Annotated in this window: 19 protein-coding genes; 14 read left to right on the forward strand and 5 right to left on the reverse strand. The window is 46.2% G+C overall.

Translation table 11 applies throughout. The features are described from left to right. The 7 genes from KSW37_RS01800 to KSW37_RS01830 all read left to right on the forward strand — a co-directional run. Window positions 1-806: site-specific integrase (locus KSW37_RS01800; RefSeq protein ID WP_217314309.1), on the forward strand; the 806-nt coding region annotated here is incomplete at its 5' end. Further along, complete coding sequence (locus KSW37_RS01805; RefSeq protein WP_217314310.1) at window positions 803-1,174, forward strand: hypothetical protein; 372 nt, start codon at window positions 803-805, stop codon at window positions 1,172-1,174. The genes KSW37_RS01800 and KSW37_RS01805, both read left to right, overlap by 4 nt. 379 nt (window positions 1,175-1,553) lie before the next feature. Beyond that, window positions 1,554-2,813 carry a primase-helicase family protein gene (locus KSW37_RS01810; protein ID WP_437183123.1) on the forward strand — a complete coding sequence of 420 codons (1,260 nt, stop codon included), beginning with the start codon at window positions 1,554-1,556 and terminating at the stop codon, window positions 2,811-2,813. A 277-nt stretch (window positions 2,814-3,090) separates the two neighbouring features. Continuing rightward, window positions 3,091-4,041: a toprim domain-containing protein gene (locus KSW37_RS01815; RefSeq protein WP_217314311.1), complete on the forward strand. Its 951-nt coding sequence runs from the start codon at window positions 3,091-3,093 to the stop codon at window positions 4,039-4,041. 191 nt (window positions 4,042-4,232) lie between these two features. Beyond that, entirely contained in the window at window positions 4,233-5,597 is a 1,365-nt protein-coding gene (gene mobV / locus KSW37_RS01820; protein ID WP_217314312.1) for a MobV family relaxase, read from the forward strand. Between the two features lie 257 nt (window positions 5,598-5,854). Continuing rightward, the gene (locus KSW37_RS01825; RefSeq protein WP_217314313.1) at window positions 5,855-6,448 is read left to right on the forward strand and encodes a C39 family peptidase; all 594 of its coding nucleotides are present in this window, start codon (window positions 5,855-5,857) and stop codon (window positions 6,446-6,448) included. Window positions 6,449-6,458: 10 nt separating this feature from the next. Continuing rightward, entirely contained in the window at window positions 6,459-6,842 is a 384-nt protein-coding gene (locus KSW37_RS01830) for a hypothetical protein (RefSeq protein WP_089544302.1), read from the forward strand. Window positions 6,843-7,280: 438 nt separating this feature from the next. Here the strand turns inward: KSW37_RS01830 and KSW37_RS01835 are convergent, their stop codons facing one another. From KSW37_RS01835 to rsmG, 5 genes are all read right to left on the reverse strand, one after another. Beyond that, window positions 7,281-7,790, reverse strand: coding sequence for a hypothetical protein (locus KSW37_RS01835; protein ID WP_217314314.1), 510 nt, complete (start codon window positions 7,788-7,790; stop codon window positions 7,281-7,283). Between the two features lie 30 nt (window positions 7,791-7,820). Continuing rightward, window positions 7,821-9,311: an ATP-binding cassette domain-containing protein gene (locus tag KSW37_RS01840; protein ID WP_217314315.1), complete on the reverse strand. Its 1,491-nt coding sequence runs from the start codon at window positions 9,309-9,311 to the stop codon at window positions 7,821-7,823. Between the two features lie 5 nt (window positions 9,312-9,316). Continuing rightward, entirely contained in the window at window positions 9,317-9,892 is a 576-nt protein-coding gene (gene ruvC / locus KSW37_RS01845) for a crossover junction endodeoxyribonuclease RuvC (protein WP_006846693.1), read from the reverse strand. 39 nt (window positions 9,893-9,931) lie between these two features. Further along, window positions 9,932-10,576, reverse strand: a complete 645-nt coding sequence (locus KSW37_RS01850) for an MBL fold metallo-hydrolase (protein ID WP_217314316.1) — start codon at window positions 10,574-10,576, stop codon at window positions 9,932-9,934. A 104-nt stretch (window positions 10,577-10,680) separates the two neighbouring features. After that, a complete protein-coding gene (gene rsmG, locus KSW37_RS01855) occupies window positions 10,681-11,307 on the reverse strand; it encodes a 16S rRNA (guanine(527)-N(7))-methyltransferase RsmG (protein ID WP_217314317.1) in 627 nt (208 codons plus the stop codon). Between the two features lie 196 nt (window positions 11,308-11,503). Here rsmG and KSW37_RS01860 point away from each other — a divergent pair, with 196 nt between their 5' ends. The 7 genes from KSW37_RS01860 to KSW37_RS01890 all read left to right on the forward strand — a co-directional run bounded on the left by KSW37_RS01860 (window position 11,504) and on the right by KSW37_RS01890 (window position 18,792). After that, a complete protein-coding gene (locus KSW37_RS01860) occupies window positions 11,504-12,187 on the forward strand; it encodes an HAD family hydrolase (protein ID WP_217314318.1) in 684 nt (227 codons plus the stop codon). A 36-nt stretch (window positions 12,188-12,223) separates the two neighbouring features. Then, entirely contained in the window at window positions 12,224-13,042 is an 819-nt protein-coding gene (gene panB / locus KSW37_RS01865) for a 3-methyl-2-oxobutanoate hydroxymethyltransferase (RefSeq protein ID WP_217314319.1), read from the forward strand. Between the two features lie 188 nt (window positions 13,043-13,230). Further along, window positions 13,231-14,451, forward strand: a complete 1,221-nt coding sequence (locus KSW37_RS01870) for an MFS transporter (RefSeq protein ID WP_217314320.1) — start codon at window positions 13,231-13,233, stop codon at window positions 14,449-14,451. A 188-nt stretch (window positions 14,452-14,639) separates the two neighbouring features. After that, on the forward strand, window positions 14,640-15,635 hold the full coding sequence (locus KSW37_RS01875; protein WP_119229464.1) for an AAA family ATPase: 996 nt from the start codon (window positions 14,640-14,642) through the stop codon (window positions 15,633-15,635). 97 nt (window positions 15,636-15,732) lie between these two features. Then, complete coding sequence (locus KSW37_RS01880) at window positions 15,733-16,602, forward strand: DUF58 domain-containing protein (RefSeq protein WP_006846686.1); 870 nt, start codon at window positions 15,733-15,735, stop codon at window positions 16,600-16,602. Window positions 16,603-16,630: 28 nt separating this feature from the next. Further along, a complete protein-coding gene (locus KSW37_RS01885) occupies window positions 16,631-17,707 on the forward strand; it encodes a BatD family protein (protein ID WP_217314321.1) in 1,077 nt (358 codons plus the stop codon). 86 nt (window positions 17,708-17,793) lie between these two features. Then, a complete protein-coding gene (locus KSW37_RS01890; RefSeq protein ID WP_118254723.1) occupies window positions 17,794-18,792 on the forward strand; it encodes a vWA domain-containing protein in 999 nt (332 codons plus the stop codon). Window positions 18,793-18,925: the final 133 nt, after the last annotated feature.

Raw genomic sequence — 18,925 nt, forward strand, 5'->3', positions numbered from 1 at the left:
AGTATGTTGCCGATTTCATCAAGTATCAGTACAAGCGCAGCGATATGTCCATGAACGAGCTTACTGAGGAGTTCATCCGCGACTATTGCCTGTATCTGAAGAATGTCGTCGGACTTGCGCAGTCCTCCATTTGGATTTACTCCATACCACTGAAGCATATCGTAACGGCAGCTCACTACAACGGCAAGATACCGAGAAATCCATTTGCCATGTACCACGTTGACCCAGACCACAAGGAACGTGAGTTCTTGACATTGGACGAGCTTACCGCCATGACCGAGATAACGTTGGAAGACCCAAATATAGCATTTGCGAGAGACCTTTTTATCTTTGGTTGTTGGACAGGTATATCTTTCATCGACATCAAGAACTTGACGGAAGACAACATCAGCATGATAAACGGTGCTCCTTGGATTGTTTCCAAGCGTCAGAAGACAGGTGTGCCTTTCCAAATCAAGCTGATGGATATTCCCATGCAGATTATTGAGAGATACAAGTCTTTCAGAAAAGACAACCACTTGTTCAATATCGGTAATCTTGACAGCATCAACAAGCGCATCAAGAAGGTAGCAACAATGTGTGGCATCAAGAAGCGTGTCTCGTTTCATGTCTCTCGTCATAGTTGGGCTGTTTTAGCCTTGGAGTACGGAATGCCGATAGAGAGCGTGAGCAAGATTCTTGGTCACACGAATATCACCACGACACAGATATATGCCAAGGTGACAAGCACAAAGCTTGACCATGACATATCAGTCTTTGAAAGTCGAATCAAGGGGCATTTGCCAACAATGGGAGGAATGGCATGAAAAGGACTGTAATCACCGTGGACGGAAATGGAATGCTATCCATTCCGTCCAACTTGGAGAACTTGTGGATGAGTGAGAGCGAGTTGATTGATATGCTATATGTCACAGCCCCGAAGCTCACAGCCGTGATAAGAGCCATATATAAAGAAGGTATGTTGTTGATGTCGGAAGTCCAACAGAAGCAAGAAACCTCCAAAGGCATTTGGCAAACATTGTATGGATTCCCTATGGTTGTTGCCATTTGCTTCCGTCTAAACTCCAATGGTGCAGCGCAACTTCGTGATGACATCACCAAGAGGCTGTACGGAGCAAAAGAGAAAACAGCCATTGTCCTGCAAATCTACGGAGGGACAAATGCCTTTAGCTAAGAATGGTCGCATCTTTAACGCTTCGGTTATTCACTGTCGTATTGACTTGCCTACGTACTGATTCATTGTCGTATCAGGCATTTCTATGAAGAATGCGGAGCTGCCGATGTCAAACGTTTTACATATTTATCGTATGACATATAAAACGTATGACATGCAGGAATACATTTTTGTTCATCCCGAGGAAAGGTTCACCAGCAAGCCTTTCTTCGGGATTTTTCGTTCTATCTTATCCCGAAAGGCTACATCAAGCACCTTAATTTCCAATCTTTTAACACTGTCGGTGCAAACTTCTCCATTCTGCGCAAGTTTGTGTTTTGCATTTTGATTTTCCGCCCTTACCTTTGCAACTTTAATTTTATCAACTCACAAAGGTTAGATTATGAGCAAGACAAACGACAACAATCAGCCTGTGGTTGTGGAAAGAAAACAGCTACAGGCAGCACCTCCGACAAACGAGGTGTTCATCCGTGTTGGCACTACCTTGTACAAGGTGGTTGACCAACCTACCATCACAGGAGGAAAGGTAAGAAAGCGCATCCCTTGGAACATGGAGACCTTGCGTCAGGACTACGGCAAAGAGTTCGTCAAGTACGTTCACAAGTATGACGGCTTCTGTACCGTTCCCGAGCATGTGAACCACCGCACGGTGATAGATGGTTTTCTCAACCTTTACGAACCGATAGGACACAAGCCGATTCAAGGTGACTTCCCGAACATCAAGAAATTGGTAAGTCACATCTTCGGTGAACAATACGAGCTTGGCATGGACTACCTGCAACTGCTCTATCTCAGACCTGTGCAGAAGTTACCAATTCTGCTACTTGTATCAGAGGAGAGGAACACAGGCAAGACCACGTTCTTGAACTTTCTGAAGGCATTGTTCCTAGACAACGTGACTTTCAACACCAACGAGGACTTCCGCAGTCAGTTTAACTCTGATTGGGCTGGCAAGCTGCTCATTGTCGTAGACGAGGTTTTGCTCAGCCGCAGGGAGGATTCCGAGCGGTTGAAGAACCTCAGCACCACCCTCTCGTACAAGGTGGAAGCCAAGGGCAAGGACAGAAACGAGATTTCCTTCTTTGCCAAATTCGTGCTGTGCTCCAACAACGAATCACTCCCTGTCATCATTGACGAGGGAGAGACCCGATATTGGGTGAGGAAGATTTCATCACTGCAAGCGGATGATACCAACTTCTTGGAAAAACTAAAGGCGGAGATACCCGCTTTTCTGTTTCATCTGCAAGGCAGAACGCTGTCCGCCGAGCACAAGAGCCGAATGTGGTTCGCTCCCGAACAGATAGCTACTGATGCACTGAGAAGAATCATACGTTGCAACCGCAACAGGCTTGAGGTGGAAATGTCGGAGCTGTTCCTTGAGATCATGGAGAACACCCAGACCGACAGCTTGCAGTTCTGCCTTAATGACGCAATCGCCTTGTTGCAGTGCAACCACGTGAAAGCGGAGAAGCACCTTGTGCGAAAGATAGTGCAGGACAGCTGGAAGCTGCAACCTTCCGAGAACGCCCTCACCTACACCTCATACGAGTACAACTATAACAGCAGCGGTCGCTACTCGCCAACAAAACGTGTGGGCAGGTTCTACACAGTAACAAGAGACAAGCTAAATAGCATATAATTTTGTTGAATTGTTGAATATGATGAAAGAAGCGTTGAATACCAGGCAATTACGGCTCAACATTTTCTCAACAAATCTCTCAACAAAAGAAAGAAACTGTTGAAAAGAGAAAATATGACGGCTCATGCCTTTCTTTCTCTTTTGCCCAGTGATTTTGTTGAAAAGAACCATTTGTTGAGAGATTGTTGAGAAGATAAGTCTTTGATTATCATACCAATTACATACTATCCTCAACAATTCATCAGAAATACATACACCACTTAATCCACAGTAAGACATGAATATTCAAGAAGCAAAGCAAATCAAGATTGCAGACTATCTGCAAAGTTTGGGACACCGTCCTGTCAAGCAGCAGGGCGCAAACCTTTGGTACAAGTCACCGCTGAGAAATGAGAGCGAGGCATCTTTCAAGGTGAACACCATGATGAACAGTTGGTTCGATTTCGGAATGGGCAAGGGCGGCAACATCATCACCCTTGCGTCATACCTCTACGCATCAGACAGCTTGCCATATCTCTTGGACAAGATGGAGAAGCAAGCACCCCATGTACGCCCGATCGACTCTTTTTTCCCTCAGCAAGCTTCCGAGCCGAGTTTTGAGAGATTGGAGGTTAGGGAACTCAACCACCCTGCACTCCTGCGCTATCTGAGCGAGCGGAATATTGACCTGTGCATCGCCCGAAAGGAATGTGTGGAACTCCACTTCTCGCATAATGGCAAGAACTACTTCGCCATCGGCTTCAAGAACAAGTCGGGCGGTTACGAGGTTCGTAACCGATTCTTCAAGGGTTGCATGTCCCCCAAAGACATCACACATATCCGACAGCAAGGCGAGCCAAGATACGCTTGCTATGTGTTCGAGGGCATGATGGACTATCTTTCCTTTCTCTCGTTACGCATGGAAAAGTTTCCGTCTTGTCCGTCATTGGAAGCACAAGACTACGTGATACTCAACTCAACAAGCAACGTTGACAAGGCTATTGACGCACTCCACGGCTACGAGCGCATCAGTTGTCTGCTCGACAACGACGAGGCAGGGCGGAAGGCAACGCTTGCCATCGAGAACGCCCTCGGCTATCATGTGAGGGACGCATCCCACTTGTACAGCGAGTACAATGACTTGAACGACTATCTGTGCGGAGTTAAATCCAAACAGTCGGTACACCAAGTACAGCCTGTTAAGCGAACCGTTCCACCTCGGAAGAGAGGCGCAGCCTTGGGCATGTGATGTGGCTCCTGCTCCAATGGCTATTCTGAACGGAAAAGCCATAGCTCAATAGGGCGTTTTCTTGACGCAGTGGCACACCACCGCTAAAAACACCCATTTGAGCAAAGGGGCATCCCCTTTTGAAACCCCGTGAGCCATGCGCAGGGCGCAATGCGGCAAGCGGAATTGTACAACTCAAAAACAAGTCTATTATGGGACATTTCAGTTTGGATTTCAAGAAGGCAAAGGGCAGTTCTGACGCAAGGGAATCAGACCACATAGAGCGCAAGGTGATTCCCGACAACGCAGACCCTACGAGAACGCACCTCAACCGTGAGCTTGTCAATATGCCGAGTGGCGTATATGGGCGTGACGAAGCCATCGCCCACCGCATCAAGACGGCAGGCATCAAGCGCAAGATTACCAATGACCAGGTTAGGGTGATAAGAACAGTTCTTTCGGGAACGCACGAGGACATGATGAACATCACAGAAAAAGGACAGCTTGACGATTGGTGCAATGACAGTTTAAAGTGGTTGCAGGACACATTCGGCAAGGAGAATGTTGTGTCGGTGATTCTCCACATGGACGAGCATACACCACACCTCCATGCCTCCATCATTCCGATAGTGACAGGCGAGAGAAGAAAGGCAAGGAGTAAGACAACGGAAGAGGGCAAGCGGACATACCGCAAGAAAGCCAATGCCGTGAGGCTGTGTGCCGATGATGTGCTCAACCGAGACAAGATGGTTGGCTATCACGACAGTTATGCGGAAGCCATGGGCAAGTATGGCTTGAAGCGAGGTGTCCGTGGATCGGATGCGAGGCATACCACCACGGCACAGTATTACCGCAACATCAAGCGAGAGACGGAGAGACTTCAAAACTGCATGAAACTGTTGCAATCTGATGTGGAGGAAGCGGAGCGACTGCTCAAACAGACCAAGAGCGAAATCAACACGGAGAAACTACAGGCAGCCAAGACGGCAGCCAAGACAGCCCTTGTGTCGAAGATTGGTTCTCTTTTGGGCAGTGGAAAATTGAAAGAGGTGGAGCAACACAACCGAAAGTTGTGCGAGCTTGTGACAGACAGAGAGCAATACATTGACGAACTCCATGGGAAAATGCAGCGAATGGAGGACAGCCACACCCAACAACTCGGCGAGATGCAACAGAAACACCAAGCAGAGGTCGTTGATTTGAAAAGCAAGCACTCCACGGAGGTAACGATGCTCAACAACATCATCCGCAAAGCCAAGCGTTGGTTCCCGATGTTGGAGGCATACTTGCAAATAGAAAGTTTGTGCAAGAGGATAGGCTTCACGGCTGAACAAATTAGTGTGCTCCTTGCTGGAAAGGCACTCAACTTTAGCGGTTCACTCTATTCCGAGAAGCACAGAAGAAAGTTCAATGTGGAGAATGCAGAAATCAAGGTGTTCTCTGATTCTACCAAACCGAACCAATTGTTTCTGTGTATCAATAGACAGCCTATTGTTGAATGGTTCAAGGAGCAATGGAATATCTCAAAAGATAGAAGAACCTTAAATCCGAAGATAAATAAAGAAGAAAAAATCTAAAGACCTGAGCAACAAAAAGTTGCTCAGGATTTGGATATGTCAGAAAAATCACGCTATCTTTGTAGCGTCAAAATTTAAAAAGATATTTCTAGGCAAACAAAGATATATTGTTAAAAAGGATAAATAATTTTAATTTTTCAACACTTAAAATATTTTTTTTGTAAATTTGCAAAAAAATATAGAATCTTGTAGATTTAAAGATGGTTGCTACAAGTGCAAGAATTGAATGACGAAACCATTTGGAAAGGAAAATGTATATGAAGATAAAACATTTGTTATTTTTTATTCCTGTGATTTTTTTGGTCGCATGTGAAGGGACTGATTTAATCGAGCCAGACAATGTGTCGAAAGAACAGATTTCCACTCAAATAATTTATAACCCGACAAAATATTCAAAACAAAAAGGTGATGTCTTTGTCAAAAGCAGTTTGCCAACAACAATGGCAAAGCAAATACCTAATGCCTGCGTAACATCAATTATGGAGTATGCAAACAATAAAGTTTTTGGTGGAACAGTAAATGAGGGAGCGTATATTCTATATTATACACAGACATATAATTCAAATCCTTTGATTGATGGTGTTTCTTTGGATTATATCGAGCCTTTTGTAACACATTTCTTTAAAACTCAAACATTTACAAATTATAAGTCTGCAATAGATGCCAAGCATCCCGTCATGACTGATGTAAATAGCCAAATAGAAAGCTCTGCCCATAATGTGTTATGTGTAGGATATAACTCCAATACGGGTGCTGCTATTTATATGGACCCTGAGCTTGCTTGTATGTACTCAGTTAATGCTGGGTATTTTTTACAAGATTATAATATAGTATTAACAGGTATAAAGTAATTAAATAAATATGAAGTTGATTTTTAAATATTTTTTTATTTCTCTATTGTTCCTAAATGGGCAATTAGTTCATGCACAATCATTTAAAATCGACAGCTTAAAAGGTAAAAAATGGGAGTTGCAATTGCCAAAAGGAAAGTCTTATACTTCGAGTCTTATATTCAAAGATACGACATACACAACTAGTTTCTCCTTTAATGGACAGACTCATACTATAGAGAAGCCATACTTAATACAGCAGGAAAACGTAGAAACATTTTATGTTATTTTTCCATCAGAAGGAAAGGGTACAAAAACTTTCTCTGTTAAGTTTAAAGTTTTAGAATTTACCGACAAGTTGCTAAAATTGCAAAATACAACAACAAATGTTGTAAATACGTATTTCGCAAAATAAACAACTAGTAGATTGTAAAGTCTAAAAGTTTAGTAAGGCACGTGTGATATTTCATCAATCATCAGTATGTGACGAACGACGTTTTACTCAACTTTTAGACTTTACAGACCACTAGTAAGACAGTGCTTTTTGCAACATATTTCTCTGTTTGATATTTTTTGTTTAATAAAATTCTTAGATTCATTATTTTTTTGTATTTTTGCAGCCGAAAAGAGTTGTTAGGCAGCAAACGTATGCAGATTGCAGAATTTAGAACTGTTGCTAAATCATTACCTCTGTTGAGGTGAAAAACTCATAAATAGTTCATTTTTAGCTATTCGGTTGATTTTAGCGTAATTTTTGTAGAAAACCTCTTCCCCAACGCGTCATTCGCTAAGGAAGAGGTCTGTTTTAGCTGGTCTTATGAAGACCATATTCGTTTGAAATATGCTTTGATTTTTAAAGCTTTGACCAGTCGATGCTGCGGATGAAAGCCAAGGTTGAAACCCAATCGCAGTCGAGGCAGAATGGGATTGGAGCATCCGGGGTGTTGTAATAACCCAGGGTAAACTCTGTATCTTCGTCCTTAAATGCCTTGTGATCGATGGTTGCCTGCTTAAAAAACTGAGTTACGAGCGGCTTATTCTTTTTAGAAGCCTCCTTCAGTCGCTTCTGGTAGAGCGTAATATATACGCTCATGGCGTAGGCCTGCTCGTTGAGATAGCGAACCTTTATGTTCAAGGTGTCCTTGTTCAGCTTCTTGTCGAGCATAACATACGGTGGCAGAATCTTGCTGCGCATGTAGGTCATCGCGTCAAACTTGAAGAGGGCTGTACGGCGCTCGTCCATGCTCTTCGTGGTGTCGTTGAGGGCTGCATCAGAAGTGCGGAGCACCTCGTTTAATACATCCTGGGCGCTTGCCTTAGCTATGCTGAGGCTGAGTGCGAATAATAATATTATGTATCTCATCTTTCTGAAATTATTGATTATCAATTCTTTTTAATCATTGGTGTGGCGCAGGAGGAAGATGCTGTGGTCGATGCACGCTGGCAATTCTTCCTTATAATGCGTTACCATGATCATGGTTTTGTTCTGGCGGCGACAGAAGGCTTCGATGACGTCTTTTACAAGACGGCGGTTGCGGTTGTCGAGTCCGTGGAGCGGCTCATCGAGAATCAGCAGTTCCGGATCCTTGACAAAGGCACGTGCCAGGAGAACGAGGCGCTGTTCGCCGCTGGAGAGCTTCAGGAAACCACGGTCTTCAAGACCTTCCAGTCCAAATACTTTCATCCAGAAGCGGCACTTGTCCATATCTTCTTCCTTCGGCTTTACATAGAGGCCTACGGAATCCATCAGGCCGCTTGCCACGATGCGGATGGCTGGCAGGTCGCGCTGGTAAGAGCGGTGAAGCTCAGGCGATACGTAGCCGATGTGTTTCTTGATGTCCCAAATGCTTTCGCCGCTGCCTCGAGGATTGTCGAAGAGGGTAATGTCGCAGGCGTAACTCTGCGGATTGTCGGCACAGACCAGACTGAGGAGCGTACTCTTTCCGGCTCCGTTCTGTCCGCTCAAAGCCCATCGCTCGCCGTTCATCACGGTCCAGTCGAGGTCCTTGAGGATGATTCGCTCGCCATACTGTATGCGTACCTTGTTCATCTTCACCACTTCCTGGGTGTGGTATTCGCGGTCGCTGTAAGGCAGGTCTACGATGGCCTGTTCCAACTCCGGGCTCAGCACATGGGCAGGCACGGATTCTCTGCCGGCAAGATATTCGGCGAGGGTTACCTTAGGCAGAACCTTCATATCCTTCACTTCTACCACGTGGGTGATGAAGTCGGGAATATCATCGCTCTTGCTCAGTACGAGGATAATCTGCAGGGCTCGCTCTGAAGAGAGGGTCTTGAGCAGTTCCTTGAGCTGGTCGCGGGTTTCAGCATCGAGTCCGATAAACGGATTGTCCATGATGAGCACGCGAGGCTCTGAGAAGAGGGTAGAGGCAAGCTTGAACTTGCGGAGTTCGCCACTTGAGAGCAGGATGGTGTATTTGTCCATCAGGTGCTGCATGTGGAAGAGTTCGTAGATGTGCTGCTGCAGGGCTCTGCGCTCCGGTGTGTCTTCGCCGGCCATCTGGTAGGCTTCGTCCAGCTTGTCCTTTACGATAGGGGTGTTCTCGTCTATCTCGAGCTGGTTCCAGCGCTGCTGCAGGAAATAAGTGCGGTCGTTATCGCCTCCGTAGGTGTCGCGGAAGGTAATATACTTGATGTTGTCGCTCACCATTGTTTTCTGACTAGGTGAGAAATCGTAATCAGGGTCGTGCATCAGGAGTGGGTGGCGACCTACGATGATGTCGACGAACATTGATTTTCCTCCACCGTTCGGACCTACGACAGCGATGTGTTCACCATCGCACGCCTCAAAGTTTACGGGTTCTGCCATACGCCATTCGGGCATACGGGTAACACCGTTTTTAATGCTAATAATCTTTTGCATCTCTCTTATTTTTTTATTCTACTCTGATTCTTTGTTGCAAAGTCTTTCCAGCTGCTGTAGTGCTTGGCGTCGGTTTCCGGGCGGTTCATCTGCAGGAAGTGGCAGTAGGCTGCCCCCAGCGCATCGGTAGCATCCATGAACTTCGGCATTTCGTCTTGCTGGATGTGGAGCAGTCGCTGCAGCATTCCCGCCACCTGTTCCTTCGAAGCCTGTCCCTGTCCTGTAATGGCCATCTTGATTTTGAGCGGCGCATATTCGTGGATAGGAACGCTGTGATGAATGGCGGCTGCGATGGCTACTCCCTGCGCTCTGCCCAGCTTGAGCATCGACTGCACGTTCTTGCCGAAGAAGGGGGCTTCGATGGCCATCTCATCGGGCAGATAGCTGTCGATGATGCCGGTTACGCGGTCGAAGATCTTGCCCAGCCGGAGATAGGGATCGCTCTCTTTGCGCATGTCGATGACGCCCATCACCACCAGTTCTGCCTTGTTGCCGATGATGCGGATTACGCCATAGCCCATCACGTTGGTTCCGGGGTCAATGCCGAGAATGATTTTCTCTGTATTCGATTTCTTGATCATCGCTGATAAATCTCCTGACTTTTTTGAAAAATGCTTGTTTTAACGGTCCATATAAGGATTGTGAGCGAGCTCTTCGCCTATGCTGGTGTATTCGCCATGACCCGGGAGAACCTGGGTTTCGTCAGGCAACTGACCGAGGTGGCGCAGACTGTTGATGATGCGGAACATGCTGCCTCCAGGGAAATCGGTTCTGCCGATAGAGTTGTGGAAGAGGGTGTCGCCGGTGAAGGCTACGTGCTCTGCCTCGCAATAGAAGGTGACGGAACCGCTGCTGTGGCCCGGAGTGGCGATGACCTGGAACTCGTGGTTGCCGAACTTGATGACCTCTTCATCTTCGAAGAATCTGCCAATAGGCGGAAACTGGTAATCGAGTTGCATCTGATAGAAGGTTTCTGCCTGCTTGGCGAGTCCCTTCATCAGGTTTTCATCAGCTGCTGATACTTCCGGTTTCAGTCCGAACTCCTGGTAGATGGTGTTGTTGCCGAAGTTATGGTCAAGATGGCCATGGGTTACGAGCAGGTGAACGGGCTTGAGCTGGTTCTCCTTAATATATTGTGTAATAGCATTGCGCTCTTCCGGATAGAAGGCGCCGCAATCGATGATGACGCATTCTTTGGTCTCATCGCTCACCACGTAGCAGTTTTCCTGCAACATGTTTACTTGAAATCTTTCTATATGTAACATTTCTTACTTTGAACTTTATGATTACTTTGAACTTTGAGCTTTGAACTTTATGATTAGCAAAGCAAATGAATTCTTCTCTCTTCACTCTTCGTTCTTCACTTCCATTATGCCGGAACGTAAACCAGTTGCTTGTCCTGACTGAACCATTCTTCATCGAAGAAAGTGCTGAGCGGAGTGATTTCTGAAATCTTGAAGTATTGCTTCAGTTCTTCTTTCAGATTGCCGCCCTTCAGACACAGAAGTCCGTTAGGCAGAGCGTTTTGCCCCTTCTGCTTAAAGTTTTTCTTGATAATCTTCATCAGGTCAGGAAGCTGCATTACCGCACGGCTTACCACGAAGTCGTACTTGCCTTTTTCGTCCTCTCCGCGCAGGTGTTCAGCCTTGAGATTCTGCAGATTGATTGCCGTAGCCACCTCGTTGCAGACTCTGATTTTCTTGCCCGTTCCATCTATCAGCTTGAACTTGCATTCAGGGAAGAGGATGGCGAGCGGAATGCCCGGGAAACCTCCACCGCAGCCGAAATCGAGAATCTCCGTGCCCGGACGGAAATGGATGGCTTTGGCTATTGCCAGAGAATGGAGCACGTGGTGCTCGTACAGATTATCGATGTCCTTGCGGCTGATGACATTGATCTTGCTGTTCCTGTCGCGGTATAATGCATCGAGTGCCTCGAACTGCTTTTTCTGCTCTTCTGTGAGGTTCGGGAAGTATTTCTCTATTATTTCTATCATATCATTATATGTATTCTTCTTTGTTTTCTACTGATTTTCTGCTATTTTTCTGCAAAGGTAGTGTAAAAAATCGGAAAACACGCAATAAAAACATCAAAATCTGTCAGATTATGCTCGTATATTAAGATTTTTGCGTAACTTTGCACCCGTTTTCAATATAATTTAAGCAAAAATTGATAAAAACAGACAAGGAAATATGATAAAAGCAGCACTCTTCGATCTGGATGGCGTGGTATTCGACACAGAATCACAGTACTCCATCTTCTGGGGAATGATAGGCAGGGAGTATCATCCGGAAATGCCCGATTTCGAATATCGCATCAAAGGACAGACTCTGGTTCAGATTTACGACAAGTATTTCACCGATGAAGCCGTCTTCGCCCACATCGAAGGTTTTACAGGCGCAAAGGAGGAACAGGCTAAGATTACAGCCCGACTGGATGAGTTTGAAAAGAACATGCAGTATGAATATATTGCGGGGTTCGAAGACTTTATCTGCGACTTGAAGAAGCATGGCGTAAAATGCGCTGTGGTAACGAGCAGCAACGTTCAGAAGATGCTGAATGTCTATGAACGCCACCCGGAATTCAAAGACTATTTTGACCGCGTGCTGACCAGCGAGGATTTCGCTGAGAGCAAGCCTCATCCAGACTGCTATCTGAAAGGTGCAGCCTATTTCGGTGTGGAACCGGAGGACTGTGTAGGACTGGAAGACAGCTTCAACGGACTGAAGGCGGTGAGAGCTTCAGGAGCCTTCACCCTAGGACTCGCCACAACGAACAGCAGAGAAGCCATCCAGCCGCTATCCGACTATGTGATAGATGATTACAGAGGTTTCAGCTTTGCTGACTTGCAGCGCATCGTGGAGGATGCAAAATAGATTCAACGCAGAACAATAAATAAATCAAAATAAAAAATGGGATATTTATCTACTGACAAGAAGAAAATTACCACCAAGACCTTCGCAGAAATGAAGAAGGCTGGCGAGAAAGTAACCATGCTGACAGCATACGACTTTACAACAGCCGGAATTATAGATGCTGCAGGAATTGACTCTATATTAATAGGTGATTCGGCCAGCAATGTGATGGCAGGAAATGCAGACACATTGCCGATTACCGTTAATCAGATGATTTATCACGCCCGCAGCGTGGCACGTGCCTGCCAGCATGCTTTCGTGGTTTGCGACATGCCTTTTGGCAGCTATCAGATCAGCAAGGAAGAGGCGCTGCGCAATGCTTGCCGCATGATGAAGGAGACGGGTGTAGATGCTCTGAAACTGGAAGGCGGCGTAGAAATCTGCGACACGGTTAAGGCGCTGGTTAATGCAGGTATTCCAGTTCATGGTCATCTCGGACTTACCCCGCAGAGCGTAAACAAGTTTGGCGGTTATGGTATTCGTGCCAAGGAAGAAGCTGAGGCACAGAAGCTTATCAGCGATGCCATTGCGCTGGACGAAGCAGGCTGCTTTGCCATCGTGCTGGAGAAGGTTCCTGCTAAGCTCGCTGCAGAAGTAAGCAAGAAGGTAAAGGCTGTAACAATCGGAATCGGTGCAGGTAACGGCTGCGACGGACAGGTTCTGGTTTATGCTGATGCACTCGGAATGACACAGGGCTTCAAGCCTAAGTTCCTGCGCCACTTTGCTCAGGTAGGCGAGGAAATGACCAAGGGTGTGAAGGCTTATATTGATGCGGTGAAAACCGTGGAATATCCTAGCGCTGAAGAGAGTTACTAACTGAAGTTTCGCAAGTGGGGAAGTTAAGGGAAGTTAGAGAAGTTAGAGGGAAGTTAAGGGACAAATGTCCTAAGTTTAAGCTAGAAGACTATTGTCTCTTCACTTCCCGAACGACCGTAGGGAGTGATAACTTCTTTAACTCCTTTAAATTCTGAACTTGCGAAACTTGAATAAAAGAGTTTAGAATAATGGATACACAAAATACACCAGTACATATCAAGCTGTGGCACAAGGACTTCTGGCGATTATGCTTTGCCAACCTCTTGCTGATGTCGAGTGTGTACATGCTCGTTTTTGCCATTCCTTATTTCCTGATTCAGGAGAAGTATCAGATGTGGCAGATAGGGTGTGTGCTTCTTGCATACGGCTTTGGACTTTTCCTGTTTGGCGGCTTCTGCTCTTATCTGGTGCAGCGCTACCGCAGGAATATGGTCTGTCAGCTTTCCATTTTAGGTGTGGTTTTTTGCCTTTCGGTTCTTTACTATCTGGATACGTTCTGGAACATCAGATTTCCTTTTGAGATTCTCCTGGCGGTCCGTTTCCTGTTGGGAGCATTTCTGGGGCTGGCTCAGATGTCGCTTGCCAGTACGCTGGTTATTGATTCCTGCGAGTCTTTCCAGCGCACCGAGGCTAATTACATTACCTCTTGGTTTGCCCGCTTTTCGATAGCTGTAGGACCCTTGGTGTCATGTTTTGTTTACAACTATTTCGGCATGGACTATGTTTTCCCTACGGCTTCGTTGCTGGCTTTGGGAGCCTTCGTGCTGGTTTCTCGCGCCAAGTTTCCTTTTAAGGCACCTGCCGAAGGAATTAAGACTTTTAGCCTCGACCGCTTCTATCTGCCACAGGGAACTCCGCTGTTTGTCAACATCATCCTGATTACTTTTTCTGCGGGATTATACTTTTCTGTGCCTCATCCTACTGGCATTTTTCTGATGATTTTCGGAGGATTGGCCTTGGCGTTTCTGGCAGAAAAGTTTGTCTTTGCAGATGCAGATCTGAAGAGTCAGATAATCGTAGGTCTGATATTGTTGGCTTCTGCTGAACTGATTTCGTTCGGAACTCAGGAGTTTGCTGTAGAAATCGTGGTTCCAACCTTGCTGGGTTTCAGCTTGGGAATCATCGGAAGCCGTTTTCTGCTCTTCTATATCAAGCTTGCCAAACATTGCCAGCGCGGCACGAGCGTGAATTCGTTCTTCCTGGCTTGGGAATTGGGATTGAGCTTGGGAATCGGTCTCGGATTCATGTTCCATAATCTTCCGGCGAGAGCGCATTTTGACGTAGATCATCCTGTATATAATATGGTTGAATCAGGGATGTTGCACTATGCACTTCTTTTTACAATCGTATCGTTGCTGGTGTACAATTTCTTGGTTCATCCTTGGTACATGAAGCATAAAAACAGATAAAATATTTGAAATCTCGTTTGTTTCATAAAAGCTATTCTTTAAAAGAATCTAAAAATAGCTTTTATGAAACATTTTTAATATTATTTAGATAGGTTTTTTCGCTTTTGTGGCTTAATTTGAGTACTTTTGCGTTTGGTTTTGGAAATATATTGTTTGAATTAAGAAATTAAACGTAAAAATATAGAATTATGGCAGAAGCTATTGATATCCGCGAATTGAATATCCGGATAGAACAACAAAGTCAGTTTGTTACCAATTTGGTAATGGGCATGAATAAGGTAATCGTAGGTCAGAAACACCTCGTAGATTGCCTTCTTATCGGTCTTCTCTCCGATGGTCATATCCTGCTTGAGGGTGTGCCTGGTCTGGCGAAGACACTTGCAATCAAGACATTGTCACAGCTTATCAGCTCCGACTATAGCCGCATTCAGTTTACTCCAGATTTGTTGCCTGCCGATGTGGTGGGTACTCAGATTTATTCACAGAAAGATGAGGCTTTCCATGTAAAGCGCGGTCCTGTCTTCGCCAATTTCGTCTTGGCAGATGAGATTAACCGTGCCCCAGCCAAGGTGCAGAGTGCGCTGCTCGAAGCCATGCAGGAACACCAGGTTACCATTGGCGACGAAACCTTCAAACTGCCTAGTCCGTTCCTGGTAATGGCTACACAGAACCCTATCGAGCAGGAAGGAACCTATCAGTTGCCTGAAGCACAGGTAGACCGTTTCCTGTTGAAGGTAATCATCGATTATCCTACACTGGAAGAGGAGAAGCTCATCATCCGTGAGAATATTCAGGGCGGACTTCCTGAGGTTACACCTGTAACATCAGCTGAGGAGATTCTGAAGGCTCGCAAGATAGTAAACGAGGTTTATCTTGACGAGAAGATTGAGCAGTATATTGCCGATATTGTCTTTGCTTCGCGTTATCCAGACCGCTATGGACTGGGCGAACTGAAAGACATGATTACCTTCGGTGGCAGTCCTCGTGCCAGCATCTCTCTTGCCAAGGCAGCCAGAGCCTATGCGTTTATCAAGCATCGCGGCTATGTGATTCCTGAGGATGTAAGAGCTGTAGCCCATGACGTAATGCGCCACCGTATCGGCCTTTCTTACGAGGCTGAGGCAAGCAATGTGACAAGCGAGGAAATCGTAAGCCGCATCATTAATAAGGTGGAAGTGCCTTGATGATGTAAGTGAAGAGTGAAGAACGAAGAGTGAAAAATTCGCTTGCTTCACTAATCATAAAGTTCAATGTTCAAAATTCAAAGTTCAAAGTAATAAGTTGGATACACAAGATATCTTAAAAAAGGTTCGGAAGATAGAAATCAAGACTCGCGGACTGAGTCAGAACATCTTCGCAGGTCAGTATCATTCTGCCTTCAAGGGTAGGGGAATGGCCTTTGCCGAGGTGCGCGAATATCAGTATGGCGATGATGTGAGAGACATCGACTGGAACGTGACCGCCCGCTTTCATAAGCCTTATGTCAAGGTGTTTGAAGAGGAAAGGGAACTTACGGTGATGTTGCTCGTAGACGTCAGCGGGTCGCTCGATTTCGGTACGATGAAGCAGATGAAGCGCGATCTGGCTACTGAGATTGCTGCCACACTCGCCTTCAGTGCCATTCAGAACAATGACAAGATAGGTGTCATCTTCTTCTCTGATCGTATAGAGAAGTACATTCCGCCTAAGAAAGGAAGAAAGCATATTCTCTATATTATCAGAGAAATGCTCAACTTCCAGCCGCAAAGCCAGCGTACCGACATCGGTTGCGCCCTGGAATATTTCACCCGCGTGATGAAACGCCACTGCACAGCTTTCGTAATCAGCGACTTCTACGATCATAAGGATTTCCAGCATCAGCTGCAGATTGCCAACCAGAAACATGATGTAGTAGCCATCCAGGTTTACGACCCGCGTGCCAAAGTGCTGCCTGACGTAGGACTGCTCAAGGTGATGGACGCAGAAACCGGACACGAAATGTATATTGATACGAGTTCGAAGAAACTGCGAATGGCCCATACACAGCAATGGCTGATGCAGCAGGAAAATCTGAAAACCGACTTTGCCAAAAGCAAGGTCGACTGGACTTCGATTGCCACTAACGAGGACTTCTCGAAGGCGCTCCTGATGCTTTTCAAGCAGAGGGGCTGATAAACCGAAAGCTCAAAGTAAAGAAACTATGTTTAAAGTAAAGAATATCATATTGTCGCTCGCTCTTCTGGGGTGCTCAGGCTTGGCTCAAGCCCAGCAGGTAGAGCAACGCATCGACTCGCTGCAGATACTGATAGGACAGCAGACTGTGCTGCATCTGAAGGCTTCGGTAAAGCAGGGCGATAAGGTGGATTTGCCATCTTTCAAGCCGCAGCAGCAAATTACGCCGGGAGTGGAAGTGGTTGAGCAGAGTAAAGGCGACACTTCGCACATAGGCGACGACCGCATGGTGGTGAGCCGCGACTATACGCTGACTTCGTTTGATGAAAGGGTGTATGCGATTCCTGCGCTCAATGTGAAGGTAAACGGCAAGAACTGTCATGGCAACCAGCTTGCGCTGAAGGTGCTCACCGTGCCCGTAGATACGGTTCATCCCAACCAGTTCTATCCGCCCAAGGATGTTCAGGACAATCCTTTCTCCTGGAGTGAATGGAGTGCGCAGTTCTGGTTGAGCCTATTGCTGTTAATCCTCTGTGGCTCATGGCTTTATCTGCGTAACAGACTGAAGAACAACAAGCCAATCATCACCCATATTCGCATCGTAAAACGTGTTCCGGCTCATGAAAAGGCGCTGAATCAAATCAACGTCATCAAGCAGCAGCACGTTGAGAATCAGGAAACACAGAAGGCTTACTACACCCAGCTTACCAATACGCTGAGAGAATACATCGTGAGCCGTTTCGGATTCAATGCGATGGAAATGACCAGTATGGAAATCATCGAACGTTTGCGCGAAGCAGGCGACCAGAAGATGATAGATGAACTGAAGGAACTCTTCCAGACTGCCGACCTCGTGAAGTTTGCCAAATATGAAACCCTGGTGAATGAGAACGACGCAAACCTGGTGAATGCCATCAACTTCATCGACCAGACGAAGACAGATGAGAAACCTACTGAAGAAAAGGTGGTTCCACAACTGACCAACGAAGAGCAGAAGACGCAATCTCAGCGCCGCCTCATCAAGTCGCTCCTATGGATAGGAGCCATCGTAGGTCTGGCTCTTTTGGGTTACATCATTTACCAGTCAGCCATGCTGCTGATGTAAGGCAGGGTGTTCTTATGAAACGTTTCGCCGGGCAAAGCGGTTTATTCCGAAACTCTTTGCCTGGCTATAAATAGAAAAATAAAGAAATGGAATTTGCAAGTAAAGGCTATTTTCTGTTGCTCCTGTTGCTGATACCTTATATATTATGGTATTTCCTCTACAGGAAGAAGAATGCGCCAACCATGCGCATGAGCGACACGAAAAAGTATCAATATGCTCCGAAGAGCCTGCGTGTGCGTCTCATCCATCTGCCAATGGTGCTGAGATGCATCTGTTTCGTGCTCATCGTCTGTGCGATGGCTCGTCCGCAGACGCATACAGCTTGGGACAACAAGACGGTGGAAGGCATTGACATTATGTTGGCGATGGACGTTTCCACCTCTATGCTTGCCGAAGATTTGAGACCAAACCGTATGGAAGCGGCTAAGGATGTGGCAACAGAATTCATCTCGGGAAGACCGAACGACAACATCGGTCTGACTATCTTTGCCGGTGAAGCCTTCACCCAGTGCCCGATGACAACCGATCATGCCAGTCTGTTGCGCCTCTTGCAGGCAACCCGTACGGATATTGCCGCCCGGGGACTGATTGACGATGGAACTGCAGTGGGAATGGGACTGGCCAATGCCGTGAGCCGCCTGAAGGATTCTAAGTCAAAATCGAAGGTTGTGATTCTTCTTACCGACGGCAGTAACAACATGGGTGAAATCTCGCCAATGACCGCAGCAGAGATTGCCAAAAGCTACGGAATCCGCGTTTACACCATTGGTGTAGGAACCAACAAGGTGGCTCCTTATCCAATGCCTGTGGCAGGAGGAGTACAGTACGTCAATATTCCGGTAGAGATAGATACGAAGACGCTGAGCGACATTGCGCAGACAACCGATGGTAATTTCTATCGCGCAACGAACAATAATGAGCTGAAGAAGATTTACAAGGACATTGATAAACTGGAGAAAACCAAGTTTAATGTCAAGCATTTCGCTAAGCGATATGAAGCTTATCAGCCATTCGCCCTGGCAGCTCTCCTGGTATTGCTGGTAGAAATCCTGCTCCGCATCACCTGGTTCAGAAGAATTCCGTAATCCGGATACTGAGCCATTACTGATTATCGGAGATATTCCGCTATCTTTCGGAGATATTTTGCTATCTTTCGGAGATATTTTACCAGTTATCGGAGATATTTTACTGATTATCGGATAATCGAATAGAAGATAT

This window comes from Segatella copri (assembly GCF_019127135.1).
Lineage (GTDB): Bacteria > Bacteroidota > Bacteroidia > Bacteroidales > Bacteroidaceae > Prevotella.

Bases quoted from the DNA above. Each gene is read 5' to 3' on its own strand.
- KSW37_RS01805 (WP_217314310.1), top strand. From the start codon at position 803: ATGAAAAGGACTGTAATCACCGTGGACGGAAATGGAATGCTATCCATT.
- KSW37_RS01815 (WP_217314311.1), top strand. From the start codon at position 3,091: ATGAATATTCAAGAAGCAAAGCAAATCAAGATTGCAGACTATCTGCAA.
- mobV (WP_217314312.1), top strand. From the start codon at position 4,233: ATGGGACATTTCAGTTTGGATTTCAAGAAGGCAAAGGGCAGTTCTGAC.
- KSW37_RS01825 (WP_217314313.1), top strand. From the start codon at position 5,855: ATGAAGATAAAACATTTGTTATTTTTTATTCCTGTGATTTTTTTGGTC.
- KSW37_RS01830 (WP_089544302.1), top strand. From the start codon at position 6,459: ATGAAGTTGATTTTTAAATATTTTTTTATTTCTCTATTGTTCCTAAAT.
- KSW37_RS01835 (WP_217314314.1), bottom strand. From the start codon at position 7,790: ATGAGATACATAATATTATTATTCGCACTCAGCCTCAGCATAGCTAAG.
- KSW37_RS01840 (WP_217314315.1), bottom strand. From the start codon at position 9,311: ATGCAAAAGATTATTAGCATTAAAAACGGTGTTACCCGTATGCCCGAA.
- ruvC (WP_006846693.1), bottom strand. From the start codon at position 9,892: ATGATCAAGAAATCGAATACAGAGAAAATCATTCTCGGCATTGACCCC.
- KSW37_RS01850 (WP_217314316.1), bottom strand. From the start codon at position 10,576: ATGTTACATATAGAAAGATTTCAAGTAAACATGTTGCAGGAAAACTGC.
- rsmG (WP_217314317.1), bottom strand. From the start codon at position 11,307: ATGATAGAAATAATAGAGAAATACTTCCCGAACCTCACAGAAGAGCAG.
- KSW37_RS01860 (WP_217314318.1), top strand. From the start codon at position 11,504: ATGATAAAAGCAGCACTCTTCGATCTGGATGGCGTGGTATTCGACACA.
- panB (WP_217314319.1), top strand. From the start codon at position 12,224: ATGGGATATTTATCTACTGACAAGAAGAAAATTACCACCAAGACCTTC.
- KSW37_RS01870 (WP_217314320.1), top strand. From the start codon at position 13,231: ATGGATACACAAAATACACCAGTACATATCAAGCTGTGGCACAAGGAC.
- KSW37_RS01875 (WP_119229464.1), top strand. From the start codon at position 14,640: ATGGCAGAAGCTATTGATATCCGCGAATTGAATATCCGGATAGAACAA.
- KSW37_RS01885 (WP_217314321.1), top strand. From the start codon at position 16,631: ATGTTTAAAGTAAAGAATATCATATTGTCGCTCGCTCTTCTGGGGTGC.
- KSW37_RS01890 (WP_118254723.1), top strand. From the start codon at position 17,794: ATGGAATTTGCAAGTAAAGGCTATTTTCTGTTGCTCCTGTTGCTGATA.